This window comes from Acinetobacter sp. RG5 (assembly GCF_031844265.1).
Classification (GTDB): Bacteria; Pseudomonadota; Gammaproteobacteria; order Pseudomonadales; family Moraxellaceae; genus Acinetobacter.
This window is the reverse complement of sequence record NZ_JAUZUV010000019.1, coordinates 1-17252: the sequence shown is the minus strand read 5'-3', so window position 1 is coordinate 17252 and position 17252 is coordinate 1. Positions and strand designations below refer to the sequence as shown.

Below are 17252 nucleotides of genomic sequence, written 5' to 3'. Positions count from 1 at the left end.
TAAATAAAATATCCGTATCCGCGGGAGGATTGATCGAAGTCTAAGCAATAATCGCTTATTATGCCTTGACCTGAAATAGCTTAGGCGCTCAAAATGTTGGCAAATTTTTACAAAAGGCAGCCTGAGGGCTGAGGTAAAGCGATGAGCCAGCAAGACGATATTTCTTACCAATTAGAAACTTTAGCCATTCGTACCGGTCATACCCGCACTTTTGAAGGTGAGCATGGCGAACCGATTTTTCTAACATCGTCTTTTGTGTATGAAAATGCTGCAGAAGCCGCAGCTAAATTCTCAGGCCAGGAGCCGGGCAATATCTATTCTCGCTTTACCAATCCGACCGTTGCCATGTTTGAAAAGCGTCTGGCTGCACTTGAAGGTGCAGAGCGCGCCGTCGCCACCAGTTCGGGTATGGCAGCCATTATGGCAGTGATGATGGCTTTTTTAAAAGCGGGTGATCATGTGATCTGTTCACGTGCTGTCTTCGGCTCTACGGTTTCCATGTTTGAAAAATATGTCGCAAAATTTGGCGTCAGCGTTGATTTCGTTGATTTGACCGATCTTGATGCATGGAAAAATGCCATCAAGCCTGAAACAAAAATTCTCTTTGTTGAATCTCCATCGAATCCTTTAGCGGAAGTAGCCGATATACAGGGACTCGCTGATATTGCGCATGCCAATGATGCTTTACTGGCGATTGATAACAGCTTCTGTACACCGGTGTTACAACAACCAATCAAATTTGGTGCAGACCTGGTAGTGTATTCTGCGACTAAATATCTGGATGGTCAGGGCCGCGCCTTGGGTGGTGCTGTCGTAGGTAATCACAAGTTACTAGAAGAAATCTTCGGCTACGTGCGTACCACAGGCCCGTCAATGAGCCCATTCAATGCTTGGGTCTTCCTGAAAGGCTTGGAGACACTACGTTTGCGTATGCGTGAACATTCAGCAAGTGCTCAGCAACTGGCTGATTTTTTGAATCAGCATCCAAAAGTAGAAAAAGTATATTATGCGGGCCTGCCTGAGCATGTCGGTCATGAACTGGCAGCAAAACAGCAGAGCGGTTTTGGCGGTATTGTGTCTTTTGAAGTCAAAGGTGGCCGTGAGGAAGCGTGGACTGTCATTGACAATACCCAGTTTATCTCGATTACCGGTAATTTGGGCGATGTGAAATCGACCATTACCCATCCGGCAACCACGACACATGGTAAATTGTCGCCTGAAGCCAAAGAAGCTGCCGGTATTCGCGAAGGTTTGATTCGCGTATCTGTTGGTTTGGAAGAGATTGGTGATATTATCCAGGATATTCGTCGCGGTTTAGACCTGATTTAATTTTATAAATTTATGTTCGGAGATATTTATGAACATTAACATGTTGATGCAGCAAGCTCAGCGCATGCAGAAAGAAGTTGAAAACAACGTAAAAAAAGCCAAAGAAGAGCTTGCGCAAACTGAAGTGCATGCCGAGGCGGGTGGCGGTCTGGTGAAAGTAACCATGACTTGCCGTAACGTAGTGAAGCGTATCGAAATCAATCCTGAATTACTTCAGGATGATCCAGACATGATCGAAGACCTGATTGCAGCAGCAATGAATGATGCAGCACGTCAGGCAGAAGTGGTATCTGACGAAAGAATGAAAGCAGCGAACTCAGGTATGGGTTTACCGCCTGGTCTTGCAGGTATGTTCTAAGGAAGAATGCGCAATGTTTAGTGATCGTTTTGATCAACTCGTTCAAGCATTACGCATTTTGCCAAGCGTTGGGCCGAAATCGGCTCAACGTATGGCATTGCATATGATCATGAAAAATCGTGAGGGTGCTATTGGTCTGGCACATGCACTGACTGAAGCCACCAATCACATTCATGAATGTTCAGTCTGTCATTCTCTGACCGAAGATGAAGTCTGCAATATCTGTACTTCGCTGGATCGCGATGATGAGTTGCTCTGTGTAGTGGAATCACCTGCAGATGTCATGGCGATTGAGCAAAGTGGCAGCTTCAGAGGTAAATATCATGTATTGGGCGGGCATCTGTCACCACTCGATGGTATTGGACCAGAAGAAATCGGTATTCCCTACTTATTGCATCGTTTGGCCAATGGTCAGGTGAAAGAAGTGATTCTGGCGACCAATGCCACGGTAGAAGGACAGGCCACGGCGCATTATCTGGTTGAGGCCAGTAAACATTTGCCGATCCAGATGACCCGAATTGCCCAGGGCGTACCGCAAGGTGGTGAGCTGGAATATGTCGATAGTCATACCTTGAGTCAGGCAGTACATAACCGGATGCGCATGAAGTAAGTTAAGCTTAAATATCTTGTTAGTTTTAATATAAAAAAGATATTAATTAGAATATAAAACCTGATAAGTAAGCGCCATTTTTTAGGAAATAGGGCAGAATTGGCGTTATTTTTTATACAAAAATTCTATAGATCAGTTAATATGGATCTATCGAGAATCTAATCTTAGACTCAGTTCTATGTTTCAATTTATTCAACATCAAAACGACTTAACTCATGTACTGAAGCTGATGGATCAGAATTCAGTGTATGGGCTGGATACCGAGTTTATCAAGGTTGATACCTTATGGCCTAAGCTGGGTGTTTTTCAGATTAACGTAGACAACAAGGTCTATTTGTTGGATGGAACCACGCTGGATCTGACTGAGTTCCTTAATAAAATTTTTAACGCACAGCAGAATATTTTTCATGCCTGTAGTGAAGATATCGATCTGATCTATCACTATACCCAGAAGAAATCGCTGAGTAATGTGTTTGATACCCAAGTTGGCATGTCATTTTTGGGGCATGGTCTGCAAGTCAGCTATCAAAATGCATTGAAGCAGATGCTGGAAGTCGATATCGAAAAAGACCAGACCCGTTCTGACTGGCTGGCGCGTCCACTCAGTTCCGAACAGTTGCTGTATGCTGCCAATGATGTGCATTATCTGGTGCAACTGTCAGAGAAAATTAAACAGGATCTGGATTCGAAAGATCTGCTGGATTTTGCCTTGCAAGATTGCCGTTTTCTGACTCAGGAAATTGGCGAAGATACCCCAACCGCCTTGTTGTATCAGGATGTCGGCAATTACCGGCATTCACGCCGTCAGCTGATGCAATTGCAGCAATTGATGGTCTGGCGCGATCAGATTGCCAAGGCACTGAATCAACCACGCAGTTTTATTTTAAAAAATGCCAGCATGATTGATCTGGTGGAAAAGTTCCCGCGCAATAATTTCCAGCTGAGTCATGTGAAAGACATTCGTTCGAATGTGGTTCGTGAGCATGGAAAAACCATTTTAGATTTACTGAAATTCCTGCCGGAGCCGGAAAATTGGCCTTTACGTCTGGCACGTCCAATTCGCCATTCTTCCAAAGATATCGGTGAAAAAATTGATTCAGTTATTCAGAACGTCGTCAATGAAACCTCAATTCCGAAAGAAGTCCTGATGCGTAAGAAATGGCTGAATGCCTTGTATCAGCATGTGGTTTTCCATAAGGACGAGCAGGATCTGCCGGATTATCTGCTTGGCTGGCGCTATGAGTTATTGACTCAGCCACTGATTCAGGTATTGCATCAGGATGAATCTTATCTGTCTACCCAGATGAAAGTCAGCGAGTGATTGGCTACAGGATTGGTTAAAGAAAAAGCAATTATACAAAATCACGACTGATGCATGAGACGTGGCTAATGTTTCTGTCTTTTTTTTGATGTATCCTTGCGGTTGTTTTTCCAGAAAAGTCGTTTGAAATATGCAAGTGTCTATCTACAAATCCAGTAAAAAAAGTGAAATGTATCTGTATGTGGCGCGTCCTGCGAATGAAAGCGAAGCTGAAACATTCGAACCTTTAAGTGTATTGACTGAAGCAGTACAGGCAGCATTTGGACGTGCGACTTTTGTCATGCATCTTGAATTAAGCGAATCACGTAAACTGGCACGTGCCAATGTCTTGCATGTTATGGATTCTATTGAAACCCGCGGTTTCTTCCTCCAAATGCCACCAAAAGGCTTGATTGATCCAAATGCGGTCGCACCAGAAGGTTTACGCGGTGCTTAATGTTAATTCAGGAGTTGTGAAATGAATGGTTATGTGGCTGTATTAGACTCAATTCCTGAACAGAGCATTGCCGTTGCAGTTTATCTGCTCGGCAGCCTGATTGCTTTATGGTGCTGGTATGGTGTAACCAAGCGTCTGCCTAAACCCATGGGCGGTTTTTTGTGGATTGTAGCCTTTGCCATTCTGTTGACACCGACGGTATCTGAGGGGGCGAATGCTTCTATTGCACCTGCGATCTTCGGTCTGTTATTTGGGGTGTTGACCAAAGAGCAATCCCTGGTTTGGATTAATGCGTCACTTATTTTATTTGTCATTGGGATCGGATCTGTGATTGGCTATTGCTGGTCGACTTATGTGTCGAACAAAAGCAATATTCGTGTTCACGAGAAAAGTTCACCGCTGTAAGTAAAAAATAAGGTTCAATCATGTCTGCTGATATTCAACAATTTTCAGGTACCGATCAGTACATCGCGACTGACAGTTTAAAACTTGCGGTGAAAGCTGCACGCAGTTTGCAAAAACCGTTGCTGGTCAAAGGGGAGCCGGGTACAGGTAAGACTTTACTGGCTGAGCAAGTTGCAGAAAGTCTGGGTTTGGAACTGATCACCTGGCACATCAAGTCTACTACCAAAGCACAGCAAGGTCTGTATGAATATGATGCAGTATCGCGCTTGCGCGATAGCCAGTTGGGTGATGACCGTGTCTATGACATCAAGAACTACATCAAGCCGGGCAAATTGTGGGAAGCATTTACCAGTGAAGAACGCTGTGTTCTGCTGATTGATGAAATTGACAAGGCAGACATCGAGTTTCCAAATGACTTGCTGCATGAACTCGATAAAATGTCGTTCTATGTGTACGAGACAGGCGAGACCATTACCGCAACTCAGCGCCCAATCGTGATCATTACCTCAAATAATGAAAAAGAATTGCCAGATGCTTTCCTGCGTCGTTGCTTCTTCCATTACATCGAATTCCCAGATGAAGCCACCATGCGTGAAATCATTGATGTGCATTTTGCCAATATCTCGACCACACTGGTGAATGAAGCCTTACAGGTTTTCTTTAAATTGCGCCAGATTCCGGGTTTAAAAAAACCACCTTCAACGTCTGAACTGATCGACTGGCTCAGTCTACTCATGGCTGACGACATGCCGGAAGATATTCTGCGCAATACTGATAAATCTAAAGCAATTCCACCTTTGTACGGTGCATTAATCAAGAATGAGCAAGATGTGCAGTTGCTCGAACGTCTAGCATTTATGTCACGTCGTTAAGGGAGAAACACGCATGTTTGTGCGACTGTTTTATACCTTACGCAAATACGGTGTACCGGTATCGACCCGCGAATTGATTGACCTGAATCAGGCAGTTGCTGCAGGTCTGGTCTTTGCCGATCAGGACGAGTTCTATCAGCTGGCCAAAACTGTAATGGTCAAAGACGAGCGCTATTTCGACAAGTTCGATCGCGCCATGAAAGACTATTTTGATGGTATCGCGACCTTTGATCTGGATGACTTGCTAAATCAGGTGCATAAGCTGCCCAAAGACTGGTTCGATCTCGAATTGCTCGAGAAGCATCTGACCCCGGAGCAGCGCGAAGAGCTGAAAAAGGCCGGATCGCTGGAAGAACTGATGAAAATGCTGGAAGAGCGTCTGCGCGAACAGCATAAAAAACATCAGGGCGGTAACAAGATGGTTGGTACCGGTGGCACTTCACCCTTTGGTGCCTATGGCGATCATCCCGAAGGTGTGCGTATTGGCGGGCCGGGGCGTAAGCGTTCTGCGGTGAAAGTCTGGGAGCAGCGTCAATACCGCAATCTGGATGATGAACAGATTTTGGGTAGCCGTCAGATGCAGATGGCATTGCGCCGTTTGCGTAAGTTTGCCCGTCAGGGTGCAGCCGAAGAGCTAGATATTGATGGTACGATTCGTGAAACGGCCAAGCAGGGCATTCTGGATGTACAACTGGTGCCCGAGCGTCGTAACCGCATCAAAGTTTTAATGCTGTTCGATGTCGGCGGTTCGATGGATGCGCATATTGCGCAGTGTGAAAAGCTGTTCAGTGCGGCGAAAACCGAATTCAAGACCCTGGAATATTTCTATTTCCATAACTGTCTCTATGACTATGTCTGGAAAGACAATATCCGTCGTTCCAGTTCACGCATGAATACCTGGGATTTGTTCAATACCTATGGCCGTGATTACCGCGTGATTGTGGTCGGTGATGCCAGTATGGCACCGTATGAGCTGAATTCTGTCGGTGGTTCTGTTGAATATATGAATGATGAGGCTGGGCAAGTCTGGTTGCAGCGTCTGCGTCAGCATTTTGATAAAACCGCCTGGCTGAATCCTGAAGAAGAAAAATACTGGCATTACACCCATACGATTGGTCTGATCCAGCAAATATTTGAAAATCATATGTTTCCAATGACATTAAAAGGCATTGAAGACATGACTAAATATCTGGCGCGTTAATTCCATTTATCTATAAGTGACTTTAGTTGGAGTTATTAGTGATTTAAAACAAATTATTCTAGTATAAAGTCACTCATTATCTTTTATTTAAAATCTCGGGCATGATTATGACTCATCAAATTAATGGTATTGCCTTACCCAATGAAGAGGGTTTTTTTGGTCAATATGGCGGTCAGTTTATTCCACCCGATCTGAAACAGGCCATGGATGATATTAATGTGGCCTATCAGGAAATTCGTCAGACTAAAGAATTTCAGAATGAATTGAAAGACCTATTTGCTCATTATGTCGGTCGTCCAAGTCCACTATTTCATGCCAAACGTCTTTCTGAACAGCTCGGTGGAGCCCAGATTTATTTGAAACGTGAAGATCTGAACCATACTGGCGCGCACAAGATTAATCATTGCCTAGGTGAAGCACTACTGGCCAAATATATGGGCAAGACCAAAGTCATCGCAGAAACTGGTGCCGGCCAGCATGGTGTTGCTTTGGCAACTGCATGTGCCTTGGTGGGTATTCCGTGTGAAATTCATATGGGGCAGGTGGATATCGAAAAAGAGCATCCAAACGTCGTCAAGATGAAAATTCTGGGTGCCAAGCTGATTTCTGTGACTCGCGGTACAGCCACACTCAAAGATGCAGTCGACAGTGCTTTTGAAGAATATTTGAAAGATCCGAAAAATTACATCTATGCTATCGGTTCGGTGGTTGGACCGCATCCATTTCCGATGATGGTTCGTGATTTTCAGTCGATTATTGGTGATGAAATTAAAGTTCAGGCCAATGAACGTTTTGGTGCAAATCCTGATTATGTCGTTGCCTGTGTCGGTGGCGGTTCTAATGCAGTGGGCGCATTCACTGCATTTTTAAATGAACCAGATGTGAAACTGGTAGGCGTTGAGCCGGCAGGTCATGGTCTGGATACTGACAAGCACTCAGCAACATTGACTTTAGGTAAACCGAGCCAGTTACATGGGATGGCCTGTTATGTGCTTGAAGATGAACAAGGCGAGCCATTGCCAGTGCATTCAATTGCTTCTGGTCTGGATTATCCGGGTGTGGGGCCGCAGCATAGCTTGCTTAAAGATTTGGGTCGGGTTGAGTATACGACTGCAACCGATCAGGAATGTCTGGATGCATTTATGACCTTGTCCCGTGTAGAAGGGATTGTGCCTGCACTAGAAAGTTCGCATGCGGTGGCTTGGGCAATTCGTGAAGCGGGTAAATTGCCAAAAGATACCAAAATTGTGGTGAACTTATCGGGTCGTGGTGATAAAGACTCAGATTACGTCGCAGAAAAATTAGGTCTAAACTGATTTTATTCAGAATGTTCATATAAAAAAATCCCGATACACGTACCGGGATTTTTTATGCATCAGATATAAAACTTTATCTTGGTGTCACTTAAGTGATCTTCAAATGCCTTAGAGAAAGCTAGATGATGTTTTAACCTGAGATATATTGCTGTAACTGTTCAATCAATTTACGTTGGTCATCCATGGCGGCCTTGACCAAATCCCCAATTGAAATCAGACCGATCAGTTTTTCATGTTCGACCACGGGTAAGTGGCGTAGGTGGCGTTCAGTCATCAGAGATAAACAGTCTTCTACGCTAGTAGCTGTATTTACGGTAATCACTTTAGAGGTCATGATCTCATTAACAGTGGTGTCGAATGAGGTTCTTTGCATCAGCGCGATTTTACGCGTGTAATCCCGCTCTGACAAAATCCCCACCACATTGTCTTCATGGGTTACCACAAGCGCCCCGATTCCTTTATCCGCCATCAAGGTGATGGCTTCTAAAACAGTAGAATCTGGACGGATGGTATAAATAGCTTGATGCATTTTTTCACTGAGCACCTGTGCCACATTGGTCATGCTTAATCATCCTTATTGGTTAATTTATTATTAATCCTAGAGTATGTATTCAACCTGAACATCTCTAAGTGTTTAGGTTTTAGTCTTTATAAATAGCATGTTATTTAAGCAATGTGCAGTCTTTGTTGCGAAAAAAACAGATGACGCATCTGTGCAGCAGTCAGTTTGAGTTTGGTTCCATTGGTGTTGAACAGGGCTGGCGTAACATTCAGTCGCGACAGGGTCGGCAATAATGCATTTTCAAAATCTTCAGAATTGATTTTACGCGGGATGTAATCCGGCCAATGCTGCTGGGCATAATTTTTAGCATCCAGCGGATTGAGCCAGAATGGGAAGATGCAGTCTTCCTGGTCACGCATCATCGCCCAGCCTTGGTGATATGCGCCCCATAGCTCGCCACAATTCATCAAAGATTTAAGCATCGTGATCTTTAACAGAAAGTTTTTGCAGATCGGATCAAATTGAATAATTTTTCGTGGTTTCATTAGAATAAAGTGCTATTGGAGTTCAGGCTCTATTCTAGAAACTTTATATGAAATTACTGTTTCAGCTTTGCAAGGATTCGTAAGAAAATATGTATTGATTGCTACTTATTGAAAAAAGGGCATAAAAAAACGCCACCTAGGTGACGTTTCTTTATGCTTGCATGGTGGCCATGTTCTGCCAGTACTGGGCTTTGAGTGAATCTCGTTCTACACGGAAACCTTGATAATAAAGTTCTGCTAAAAAAAGCGCTGCTTTACCATGGCCAGCACGAGCGGCTTCTTCAAGCTGTTTTACTGCATCAGCAAAGTTCATTTGCGATTGAATGGTATTCACGGCATCTGCGTACAGATGTTCCAGATCGTGTTGAGAGAGTTGTTGTATCATATAAAAACTCCTTAATTTTAATTATGATTACAGGATAGACTATTTAGTCTAAATACAAATATAAATTAGTATTGTTAAACTAATATTACAAAATAATGGAAAAGTCAACTATTCGATTTTATTTGTTTACTTAAGTTATAGTTTAACTGATTAAACTATACACAACTATAAATATTATTAAGCTACATTGTAAATGGACAGCAAACAATAAGGAGAAGGGCATGATGACAAGAACTTTAGATGGTGTGAAATTTGATATGCCTCCGACTGCAGGTCAAATTATGGAACTTGCCGATTTGCATCGTAAAAAACTCGATCAAGCTATATTCAGTAAACATACCCATCTGGGTGATTATGGACTGGCACAACGTAAAGAAGTCTACGACTTTACCCGTGCGCTGGATGAAAACCAGCGTGAGCAGTTTTATAAGCTTTATAATGGTGAGCTGGTCCGCATTGCAGATGAGGATCGTCTGCATCCGCCTGAAGCAGAAGCGGGTTTAAGTAAATTTGCAATTGCACTGGTATTGCTTGTTGTTGCATTGGTGCTGTATTCAACAATTATTACCAGAATCATGAATTAGTCCTCGAAATAGCAGGATTCAGCTCTTATGAATATTCAGTGCGCTGACTTGAACTTATGTAACTGCGACCATACACTACCTCTAACCTGAGGTAGTGTATGTCTATAGATACAGAAAAACTAAGCCAATTTTTCAGCAGAATCAAACTGGAACAGATTTATAACAGTGTGGTTATTTTTATTATTGCGATCATTCTACTTTTAGCCGCATTTGCTCTATATCGTCCGTTGAGCATTGCTCAAGTCACCCAGATTCAGCAACTGTCTAAACAGCAAAACCTTCCCCAAACTCAGGATATGGCACTCGCTTTATTAGAGCAGCAGCATATCCGTCGTGGGCAATATCTTAAATTGATGCAGGCTTATCAGCAGGAATCACTTCGGGCACGTCAGCTTCCGCCGGTCTCTGTGGAGATGCCTTAGGCATAGGGTTTGTTGGTAAGTAATAATTGGCATCCATTAAATTTCGCTCCAAACGCATTTTCAAGGCATTTTGATCCAGTTCTTTGTTGACGACGACTAGGGTTAAGTGATCAGGATGAAAATGCTTGCGCACTGCATTTTGTACATCTGCCGCTGTGATTTTAGCCAAGCGTTCTGGATAACTGGATAAATAATCAGTTTGCTCACTATAAAAACCCATATTGCCTAGCTGGGCATTAATGGTGGCATTACTGCTGTAATTATTAGGAAAAGCACGTAACATGCCTGCTTTGGTTTCTTCCAGACGCTGAGTATCAATAGGTTGGCTGACAAAGTGGATAAATGCTTGATGTGCGACCTGAATGCTGTCTAGCAGTTGATCCTGACGCGTGGAATACTTAAAGCTGAATACGCCGGGTGCCTGACTAAAGCTCAATGAACTATAAGCGCCATAAGTAAAACCACGTTTCACCCGTAGTTCCTGCATCAATACTGCATTAAATCCGCTACCGCCAAACATGCGATTGGCGACTTCTAAAGCCAGTTTATCTTCAGTAAAGCGGGTTGGGCCTAAATGCCCAAAGGTGACATGCGCCTGAGACGAGTTATAGGGTAGATGTACCACTTCAAAACCAGATTGAATTTCAGGCTGTGGCAATGCTTCTGCTTTTTGCCCTTGAGGTAAGTTGCCGGCAATTCGTTCAGACAGTTCGAGTGCCTGTTTCGGGCTGAGTTTGCCAGTAATGGCAATATTCATATTTTGCGCCACCAAAAACTGATCACGAAATTTTTTCAATAATTCTGCATTAATTTTCTTGGTGCTGCCTTGGGTGCCGCTGATTGGTTCTGCATAAGGGTGCTGACCATATAAAGCGCGATAAAAACGGATATCCATGAGTCGGCTTGGATTTTCCTGCAGCTGTTTTTGTCCCACTTGGGTATTGCTTAAAGCCAGATTAATGCTGGATGGTTTAAATGATGCATTCTTGAGAACCTCCATCAGCATGCCCAATGCGGGTTCCAGTTTTTCCGGGTCTGAAAGCGTACGCAGACGAACCACAAACATATCCCGATAGGCTTGTACGCTGAATTGTGCTCCGGTTTGGTCAAAAACTTCCGCCACCTGATTGGCGCTATATTTGTCGGTTCCTTCACGCATCAACTTGGCTGCCATATTGGATAGGCCATATAGACCTTTGGTAATTTCCTGATCACGGGCCGAACCGGCATTAAAGGTCAGTTGGATATCTACCATGGGAAGATCCTGCGTTTCAACGAACAGTGTACGTACCTTATAGCGATTGTTCAGGTCATGAATATAAGGCGCCTGAAATTCTCGTTGCTGATTAATATTTTTTAAACTTTGCAGTAAAGGGATAGACTGTAACTGACTGGGGTTGTCATTTTGGTCAGGTTGAGGGTTAAGATAGTTTTCTGCATGGGTAGCCGAGCTAAGACTTAAAGTTGAAATAAGCAAAAATGGACGAAGCTGAAGCATTATAATCCCCGTTGCTGGGTGTTTTGTTCGGGTGAGAGATAAAGCGTGCTGAGATTCTCACGCACAAAATAGGCGTTGGCGACGCGCTGGATATCCTGAACACTGACACTTTCAAAGTGTTTCGGTAATTCATCCATCAGGCGATAACTCAAGCCATTGACCTCCAGATTGCCAATCATTTTGGCTTGTCCGGCAATATCATCCTGACTATAAATCAAATTGGAAATAAAGCGGGTACTGATACGATCCACTTCCTGTTGAGTCATCGCTGTAGTTTTAAGTAAATCCACTTCATCCTGAATTGCTTGTTGTGCTTCTTGCAAAGAGATGCCCGGTGCAGGTAAGGCAGAAATACCAAACAGGCTGTCGCCGCGATTATAGGGATCATAAGAAACGCTGACAGAGGTCAGAATTTTACGATCACGTACCAATCGGTCTTGCAGACGCGAAGAAATGCCACTGTCCAAAAGACTGCGAATAATGGTCAAGGCATAAGCATCTTGGGGATTTTTTGCAGTGCTGAGGGATTTTACATTCCAGGTCATGTACAGATTGGGCACTTGAACACTGCTATTAATTTCCATATGCCGATAACCCAAACGCTCAAACTCCAGTACATCATTGCGTGCTGGTATTGGGCGTGCGGGAATGTCAGCAAAATATTTTTGTACCTGAGCCAAAGCAGCTTCAGATTCTACGTTCCCCACAATCACCAGAATGGCATTATTCGGACTGTACCAGTCCCGATACCATTTTTTGACATCATTCAACTGAATATTATTCAGGGTTTTCATGTGTCCAATCACCGGTTGGCGATAATGGCTGGTCGGATAACTGATCCATTTAAACCGTTCAAAGGCTTGCGCCCGAGGATTGTCATCGGTGCGTTGGCGCCGTTCTTCCATAACGACTTTAATTTCTGGCTCGAAGTCTTGCTGTCGAAGCAGTAAATTACTCATACGGTCAGACTCAAGTTCCAGCGCCATAGGAAAATAGGCTTTAGGATAGAGCTGATAATAATTGGTGTAATTGGTAAAGGTAGCTGCATTGATACTGCCGCCATAAATCCGGCTCAGGCGGGTAAATTCGTCATTTGGAACTTTATGGGTGCCTTTGAACATCATATGTTCAAGTGCATGTGAAACTCCTAGAATATTTCCAGATTCATCGCTGCTGCCGACTTTGTACCAGATTTGTGTCATTACCATGGGCGCACGATGGTCTTCCCGAATGATGACTTTTAAACCGTTACTTAAAGTGGTTTCAAAAGTAGTCCGTGATAATTCGCTTCGGGTTTGTGCCTGGGCCGGGCTAAAGCTCAGACTAAACAATACCGCTGCACCGAGTGGATAAAGCGTCTGTCTGATCATTTGCGAGAAAGAGGAGATAGTCAAAAAGGTGATTAACACTAGATCTCCTGAAATAGGCATTTGTATTTAGAGTTATTTTTAATAAATGTGTGCTTGAAAGCAACCGAGAGCTGTAGCTTTTTGGTATGTTTGTCCAGCATTTGCATTGCTAGCTGCAAAGCAGGCAAGTTATGGTAGAATCTGGGTTTTTAACGCAATGCTTTTCAAGGATTCGGCATGCAACAGCAATCTAATGGGCAAAACAAATTTTTGATTGATGCTGATATCGGAGATGATGATGTCACATTACCGAGCTTACCTGCGGTCAATGTGCCTATCGTAGAAACGCCAAGCGAAACCGTTGTGGTTTCTGCACCTGTCGAAACAGAAAATGAAAATGAAGATTCTGCGGCGAAAGGTGGCTTCTTTAGCCGTATGAAAGTGGGTTTAACCAAAACCCGTAAAAACCTTGCCGATGGGATGGTAAATATCCTGATCGGTGGTAAAGAAATTGATGATGAATTATTAGAAGAAGTCGAAGAGCAGCTTCTGGTGGCCGATATCGGTGTGGAAGCCACCAAGACCATTATCGCTAACCTGACTGAACGTACGGCACGTGGTGATTTGATCTATTCGCATTCACTCTATAAAGCGCTTCAGGAAGAACTGGTGGCTTTATTGGCACCACGAGTAAAACCGCTACACATTGATCCGAATAAATCGCCTTATGTGATTCTGGTAGTTGGTGTGAATGGTGTCGGTAAAACGACTACCATTGGCAAGTTGGCAAAGCGCCTGCAAGGTGAAGGCAAGACCGTCATGTTGGCAGCAGGCGATACTTTCCGTGCGGCTGCAACTGAACAGCTCCAGATCTGGGGTGAACGTAATAATATTGCGGTTGTCGCTCAGGGTCATGGTGCTGACTCGGCTTCAGTGATTTTCGATGCTTTTGAAAGTGCGCGTGCCAAAGGTGTGGATGTATTGATTGCAGACACAGCAGGTCGTTTGCATAACAAAGGTCATTTGATGCAGGAATTGACCAAAGTAAAACGTGTGATGCAGAAAATTGATGCCACTGCACCGCATGAAGTCATGTTGGTGGTCGATGCCGGTACTGGCCAGAATGCCATTAATCAGGTCGAGATGTTTGATGAAGCGGTAGGCTTGACGGGCTTAACTATTACCAAGCTTGATGGTACTGCCAAAGGTGGGGTGCTGTTTAATATCGCCAGTCGTACTCATGTGCCGATTCGCTTTATTGGTGTCGGTGAAAAAATTGATGACCTGCGTCCATTCTCTGCCAAATCTTTTGTTGCTGCATTATTTGAAACTGAAAAATAAATAATGTGCAATGCTTCACATAAACTCCGCCAAGTGCGGAGTTTGTTGTTTTTGGCTGGTTTGAGTGTTGTAAAAACCGACAGTAAAACCACCACTAAATCTGCCCATCTTGATAAAGGCCTTATAATTGTAGGGGATTTTCTAAGCTGATTTGGCTTGTTTTTTGTGGGGTAGAAAATGGCATTGCTAAATAAGATTGGTCAGGTATTAACAAGCGATATAACCAAGGATTTTAAATTTTCAAGAAAAAATAAACTGAATGGTGATTTAGAACTGACTTTTGTCGATCAATTGAAAAAGCGCCGTAGTATCGATCAACTCGGTAAGCGGGTACATTATAGTCAGACTTATCTTGGCGAAATCATTCAGGAAGCAGTGCGCAGTTGCCCTTCGGCTTATGATTCTCAAACTACGCGCATTGTGGTGTTATTTGCAGATTCTCATCATCAATTCTGGGAAATTGTGAAACAGGTGCAGCGTCAGTATATGCCGGCACATATTTACGAAGGAATTGAAATCAAGTTGAATCAATGTGCTGCGGCCTATGGCACGGTTTTATTTTATGAAGATCAAGCCGTGATTCAACAATTACAAAAGAAAATGCCATTAAATAGTGAGGATTTTCCAGCATGGTCGGAACAAACTTCCGGTATGGCGCAATTTGCCGTATGGACGACGCTGGCAGATTCTGGCTTAGGGGCATCCTTACAGCACTATAATCCACTGATTGATGAAAGGGTCGCAGAGCATTTTCAGATTGAAAAGAACTGGTTGTTACGCGCACAACTTTGCTTTGGGTCAATTGAACAAACAGTAGCAGAAAAATTACAAAAACCGGATCAGCATCGTTTCAAAGTATTTGATTAAAAGTTTATAGAACACTTTATATGTGACAGCATGGAAGCTGCGGATAAAATCAGATACAAATACGCTACTCAGATCTAAATCTGATTGTTCTATAAATAAAACACATTGTTATCGAAATGCACCTGTCTTGGGTGCTTAAAGCACGTAATATAACTTTATCGATTTTCAAATAACCAAAATATACAGAGGTGGGTTCATGGCATTTTTAGATCAAATCAAACAACGCCGTAGCATTTATTCAATTGGAAAAAATGTAGAGCTGGATCAAGCAGAAATTGAGAAAATCATTAAAGATGCGGTGAAGCACAGTCCGTCATCTTTTAACTCGCAAACCTCGCGTGTGGTGATTTTATTTGGTCAATCACATGATACTTTCTGGCATATTGTACGTGAAACTTTACGTGATCTGGTTTCAGCAGATGCATTTGAATCAACCAATAGCAAGATCAATGCTTTTGCTGCAGGTTATGGTACCGCACTGTTTTATGAAGACCAGAACGTAGTGAAGTCGATGCAGGAGCAGTTTGCACTTTATGCCGATAACTTCCCGGTCTGGTCTGAGCATTCTTCTGCTATTGCACAGTTTGCAACCTGGACCGCTTTGGCAGAAAGAAATATTGGTGCTTCATTACAGCACTACAATCCAATTATTGATGAAGAAGTCGCACAAACTTTCGAGATTCCATCTCACTGGAAACTTCGCGCTCAACTGGTATTTGGTTCGATTGAAGCTCCTGCAGGTGAAAAAACCTTTATGGATGATGCAGAGCGCTTTAAGACTTTTGCATAAATGATTTTAGATCATAAAAAAAGAAGCAATTTGATGCTTCTTTTTTTATGTCTTAGAGTTGTATTTGAATATGATGGGGTATATTTAGCCAAATAAATGCTAAGAACACAGGCTGTATCGCTCCAGCCTTTGTCATAAGATTGTCATTTAGACGCGGCATAGTGCGGCTAATTTTTAATAAACAACCAAAAATGAGTAAAGGATATGGATTTACGTATTGCGGCAACTGCAGCAGTGTTTCTGTTTAGCACATCAGTTTTGTCGGCAGTGACCGTCACAGTACCTGAAGAAATAAAAATTGTTGCCGTAAATGATCAGGAGGTGAACTCGGGTCTATTGCGTTCTAATCAGACTTATAGCTTGGATGCAGGTATAAATGCGATCAGTGTGCGCTATAACGAATTTTTTCAGCATTCAGACAATTCACATGATATTTTAAAGTCAGGTGTGGTTACGGTAAAAACACCAAGCCTTAAAGATGGCGAAACTTATCGTTTAGCACTCATTCAGGCGCCTAAAGATTTTGATGCAGCGCAAAAATATAAAAATCAGCCCATTATTGGGCTATATGATGCAAAAAATCAGCTCCTAGTCCAGCAGACGGGCGCTAAAGATGCAGCGAAACCATGGTTTGGAAATCGCGTGTTGACTAAAAAATTAGATATGACGACTCAAGTTGCGACACCAGTTCATCAACCGGCAGCTGTATATACTCAGTCAGCAGACCAGAATGATCAGCAGCTGATTCAATTATGGCAAAAGGCTTCTAAAGCTGAGCGTCAAAAATTTATGACTTGGCTGGCTGAGCAGGCAAATTAAAATATTTTGATGAAGAATCAAAAAGATCACCATTAGGGTGATCTTTTTTTATGAGATGAGGGCTAGAAAATTAACATTTGCTTAAACTTTTCATGCGGAATTAGCTAGAAAAACGCAAAAAAAGTGTTAAAAATAGCCTTTTAGATTAAAAAATAAACGTATGGTTGGTTTTTTTGGATATTTTTAAGAAAATCCCTTGCGCTCGTTTTGAAACTGTATAGAATACGCAGCACACCAACGCAATGCATGAAACGAAACGTTAAATGATTGGGTTGGAGCTTAAAACTGATGAGGTTTTAAGA

20 protein-coding genes are annotated in these 17252 nt (G+C 42.9%); 15 read left to right on the top strand and 5 right to left on the bottom strand.

Annotation, left to right across the window (positions count from 1 at the left end):
* Positions 1 to 141: 141 nt before the first annotated feature.
* From Q9R21_RS12880 to trpB, 9 genes are all read left to right on the top strand, one after another.
* Entirely contained in the window at positions 142 to 1329 is a 1188-nt protein-coding gene (locus Q9R21_RS12880) for an O-succinylhomoserine sulfhydrylase (RefSeq protein WP_311204637.1), read from the top strand.
* A gap of 28 nt (positions 1330 to 1357) precedes the next feature.
* Positions 1358 to 1687, top strand: coding sequence for a YbaB/EbfC family nucleoid-associated protein (locus tag Q9R21_RS12875; RefSeq protein WP_004278699.1), 330 nt, complete (start codon positions 1358 to 1360; stop codon positions 1685 to 1687).
* 13 nt (positions 1688 to 1700) lie between these two features.
* Positions 1701 to 2297 (top strand): recombination mediator RecR, encoded by a 597-nt coding sequence (gene recR / locus Q9R21_RS12870; protein ID WP_005247207.1) that lies wholly within the window; start codon positions 1701 to 1703, stop codon positions 2295 to 2297.
* A gap of 178 nt (positions 2298 to 2475) precedes the next feature.
* Positions 2476 to 3618 carry an HRDC domain-containing protein gene (locus tag Q9R21_RS12865; protein ID WP_311204636.1) on the top strand — a complete coding sequence of 381 codons (1143 nt, stop codon included), beginning with the start codon at positions 2476 to 2478 and terminating at the stop codon, positions 3616 to 3618.
* A gap of 130 nt (positions 3619 to 3748) precedes the next feature.
* Entirely contained in the window at positions 3749 to 4054 is a 306-nt protein-coding gene (locus tag Q9R21_RS12860; protein ID WP_311204635.1) for a YcgL domain-containing protein, read from the top strand.
* A gap of 21 nt (positions 4055 to 4075) precedes the next feature.
* Positions 4076 to 4459: a hypothetical protein gene (locus Q9R21_RS12855; protein ID WP_005106668.1), complete on the top strand. Its 384-nt coding sequence runs from the start codon at positions 4076 to 4078 to the stop codon at positions 4457 to 4459.
* 20 nt (positions 4460 to 4479) lie between these two features.
* Positions 4480 to 5331, top strand: coding sequence for a MoxR family ATPase (locus tag Q9R21_RS12850; RefSeq protein WP_005262763.1), 852 nt, complete (start codon positions 4480 to 4482; stop codon positions 5329 to 5331).
* Positions 5332 to 5344: 13 nt separating this feature from the next.
* The gene (locus tag Q9R21_RS12845) at positions 5345 to 6532 is read left to right on the top strand and encodes a VWA domain-containing protein (protein ID WP_005100079.1); all 1188 of its coding nucleotides are present in this window, start codon (positions 5345 to 5347) and stop codon (positions 6530 to 6532) included.
* A 107-nt stretch (positions 6533 to 6639) separates the two neighbouring features.
* A complete protein-coding gene (trpB, locus tag Q9R21_RS12840; protein ID WP_311204634.1) occupies positions 6640 to 7848 on the top strand; it encodes a tryptophan synthase subunit beta in 1209 nt (402 codons plus the stop codon).
* A 130-nt stretch (positions 7849 to 7978) separates the two neighbouring features.
* Here the strand turns inward: trpB and Q9R21_RS12835 are convergent, their stop codons facing one another.
* The 3 genes from Q9R21_RS12835 to Q9R21_RS12825 form a co-directional block, all read right to left on the bottom strand.
* Complete coding sequence (locus Q9R21_RS12835; protein WP_004278688.1) at positions 7979 to 8410, bottom strand: CBS domain-containing protein; 432 nt, start codon at positions 8408 to 8410, stop codon at positions 7979 to 7981.
* A gap of 104 nt (positions 8411 to 8514) precedes the next feature.
* Positions 8515 to 8895: a DUF2750 domain-containing protein gene (locus Q9R21_RS12830; protein WP_004645256.1), complete on the bottom strand. Its 381-nt coding sequence runs from the start codon at positions 8893 to 8895 to the stop codon at positions 8515 to 8517.
* 151 nt (positions 8896 to 9046) lie between these two features.
* The gene (locus Q9R21_RS12825; RefSeq protein ID WP_004278686.1) at positions 9047 to 9280 is read right to left on the bottom strand and encodes a hypothetical protein; all 234 of its coding nucleotides are present in this window, start codon (positions 9278 to 9280) and stop codon (positions 9047 to 9049) included.
* A gap of 224 nt (positions 9281 to 9504) precedes the next feature.
* On the opposite strand from Q9R21_RS12825, the gene Q9R21_RS12820 reads away from it, so the two are divergent.
* Positions 9505 to 9864, top strand: coding sequence for a hypothetical protein (locus tag Q9R21_RS12820; protein WP_034436454.1), 360 nt, complete (start codon positions 9505 to 9507; stop codon positions 9862 to 9864).
* Positions 9865 to 9962: 98 nt separating this feature from the next.
* Positions 9963 to 10286 (top strand): hypothetical protein, encoded by a 324-nt coding sequence (locus Q9R21_RS12815; protein ID WP_004645254.1) that lies wholly within the window; start codon positions 9963 to 9965, stop codon positions 10284 to 10286.
* Here Q9R21_RS12815 and Q9R21_RS12810 read toward each other — a convergent pair.
* Complete coding sequence (locus Q9R21_RS12810) at positions 10210 to 11784, bottom strand: pitrilysin family protein (RefSeq protein WP_311204633.1); 1575 nt, start codon at positions 11782 to 11784, stop codon at positions 10210 to 10212. The genes Q9R21_RS12815 and Q9R21_RS12810 overlap by 77 nt on opposite strands.
* Positions 11784 to 13193 carry a pitrilysin family protein gene (locus Q9R21_RS12805; protein ID WP_311204632.1) on the bottom strand — a complete coding sequence of 470 codons (1410 nt, stop codon included), beginning with the start codon at positions 13191 to 13193 and terminating at the stop codon, positions 11784 to 11786. The genes Q9R21_RS12810 and Q9R21_RS12805 overlap by 1 nt, the downstream gene beginning before the upstream one ends.
* Positions 13194 to 13370: 177 nt before the next feature.
* Here Q9R21_RS12805 and ftsY point away from each other — a divergent pair, with 177 nt between their 5' ends.
* The 4 genes from ftsY to Q9R21_RS12785 all read left to right on the top strand — a co-directional run bounded on the left by ftsY (position 13371) and on the right by Q9R21_RS12785 (position 16950).
* Entirely contained in the window at positions 13371 to 14474 is a 1104-nt protein-coding gene (gene ftsY, locus Q9R21_RS12800; protein ID WP_005247197.1) for a signal recognition particle-docking protein FtsY, read from the top strand.
* A gap of 177 nt (positions 14475 to 14651) precedes the next feature.
* A complete protein-coding gene (locus Q9R21_RS12795; protein ID WP_253160778.1) occupies positions 14652 to 15341 on the top strand; it encodes a nitroreductase family protein in 690 nt (229 codons plus the stop codon).
* A gap of 196 nt (positions 15342 to 15537) precedes the next feature.
* Positions 15538 to 16131: a nitroreductase family protein gene (locus Q9R21_RS12790; protein WP_004278677.1), complete on the top strand. Its 594-nt coding sequence runs from the start codon at positions 15538 to 15540 to the stop codon at positions 16129 to 16131.
* Between the two features lie 204 nt (positions 16132 to 16335).
* Entirely contained in the window at positions 16336 to 16950 is a 615-nt protein-coding gene (locus Q9R21_RS12785; protein ID WP_311204631.1) for a DUF2057 family protein, read from the top strand.
* Positions 16951 to 17252 lie beyond the last annotated feature (302 nt).

What these genes read in the sequence shown, in the direction of transcription:
- Q9R21_RS12880 (WP_311204637.1), top strand. Translation starts at nt 142, where the DNA reads ATGAGCCAGCAAGACGATATTTCTTACCAATTAGAAACTTTAGCCATT.
- Q9R21_RS12875 (WP_004278699.1), top strand. Translation starts at nt 1,358, where the DNA reads ATGAACATTAACATGTTGATGCAGCAAGCTCAGCGCATGCAGAAAGAA.
- recR (WP_005247207.1), top strand. Translation starts at nt 1,701, where the DNA reads ATGTTTAGTGATCGTTTTGATCAACTCGTTCAAGCATTACGCATTTTG.
- Q9R21_RS12865 (WP_311204636.1), top strand. Translation starts at nt 2,476, where the DNA reads ATGTTTCAATTTATTCAACATCAAAACGACTTAACTCATGTACTGAAG.
- Q9R21_RS12860 (WP_311204635.1), top strand. Translation starts at nt 3,749, where the DNA reads ATGCAAGTGTCTATCTACAAATCCAGTAAAAAAAGTGAAATGTATCTG.
- Q9R21_RS12855 (WP_005106668.1), top strand. Translation starts at nt 4,076, where the DNA reads ATGAATGGTTATGTGGCTGTATTAGACTCAATTCCTGAACAGAGCATT.
- Q9R21_RS12850 (WP_005262763.1), top strand. Translation starts at nt 4,480, where the DNA reads ATGTCTGCTGATATTCAACAATTTTCAGGTACCGATCAGTACATCGCG.
- Q9R21_RS12845 (WP_005100079.1), top strand. Translation starts at nt 5,345, where the DNA reads ATGTTTGTGCGACTGTTTTATACCTTACGCAAATACGGTGTACCGGTA.
- trpB (WP_311204634.1), top strand. Translation starts at nt 6,640, where the DNA reads ATGACTCATCAAATTAATGGTATTGCCTTACCCAATGAAGAGGGTTTT.
- Q9R21_RS12835 (WP_004278688.1), bottom strand. Translation starts at nt 8,410, where the DNA reads ATGACCAATGTGGCACAGGTGCTCAGTGAAAAAATGCATCAAGCTATT.
- Q9R21_RS12830 (WP_004645256.1), bottom strand. Translation starts at nt 8,895, where the DNA reads ATGAAACCACGAAAAATTATTCAATTTGATCCGATCTGCAAAAACTTT.
- Q9R21_RS12825 (WP_004278686.1), bottom strand. Translation starts at nt 9,280, where the DNA reads ATGATACAACAACTCTCTCAACACGATCTGGAACATCTGTACGCAGAT.
- Q9R21_RS12820 (WP_034436454.1), top strand. Translation starts at nt 9,505, where the DNA reads ATGACAAGAACTTTAGATGGTGTGAAATTTGATATGCCTCCGACTGCA.
- Q9R21_RS12815 (WP_004645254.1), top strand. Translation starts at nt 9,963, where the DNA reads ATGTCTATAGATACAGAAAAACTAAGCCAATTTTTCAGCAGAATCAAA.
- Q9R21_RS12810 (WP_311204633.1), bottom strand. Translation starts at nt 11,784, where the DNA reads ATGCTTCAGCTTCGTCCATTTTTGCTTATTTCAACTTTAAGTCTTAGC.
- ftsY (WP_005247197.1), top strand. Translation starts at nt 13,371, where the DNA reads ATGCAACAGCAATCTAATGGGCAAAACAAATTTTTGATTGATGCTGAT.
- Q9R21_RS12795 (WP_253160778.1), top strand. Translation starts at nt 14,652, where the DNA reads ATGGCATTGCTAAATAAGATTGGTCAGGTATTAACAAGCGATATAACC.
- Q9R21_RS12790 (WP_004278677.1), top strand. Translation starts at nt 15,538, where the DNA reads ATGGCATTTTTAGATCAAATCAAACAACGCCGTAGCATTTATTCAATT.
- Q9R21_RS12785 (WP_311204631.1), top strand. Translation starts at nt 16,336, where the DNA reads ATGGATTTACGTATTGCGGCAACTGCAGCAGTGTTTCTGTTTAGCACA.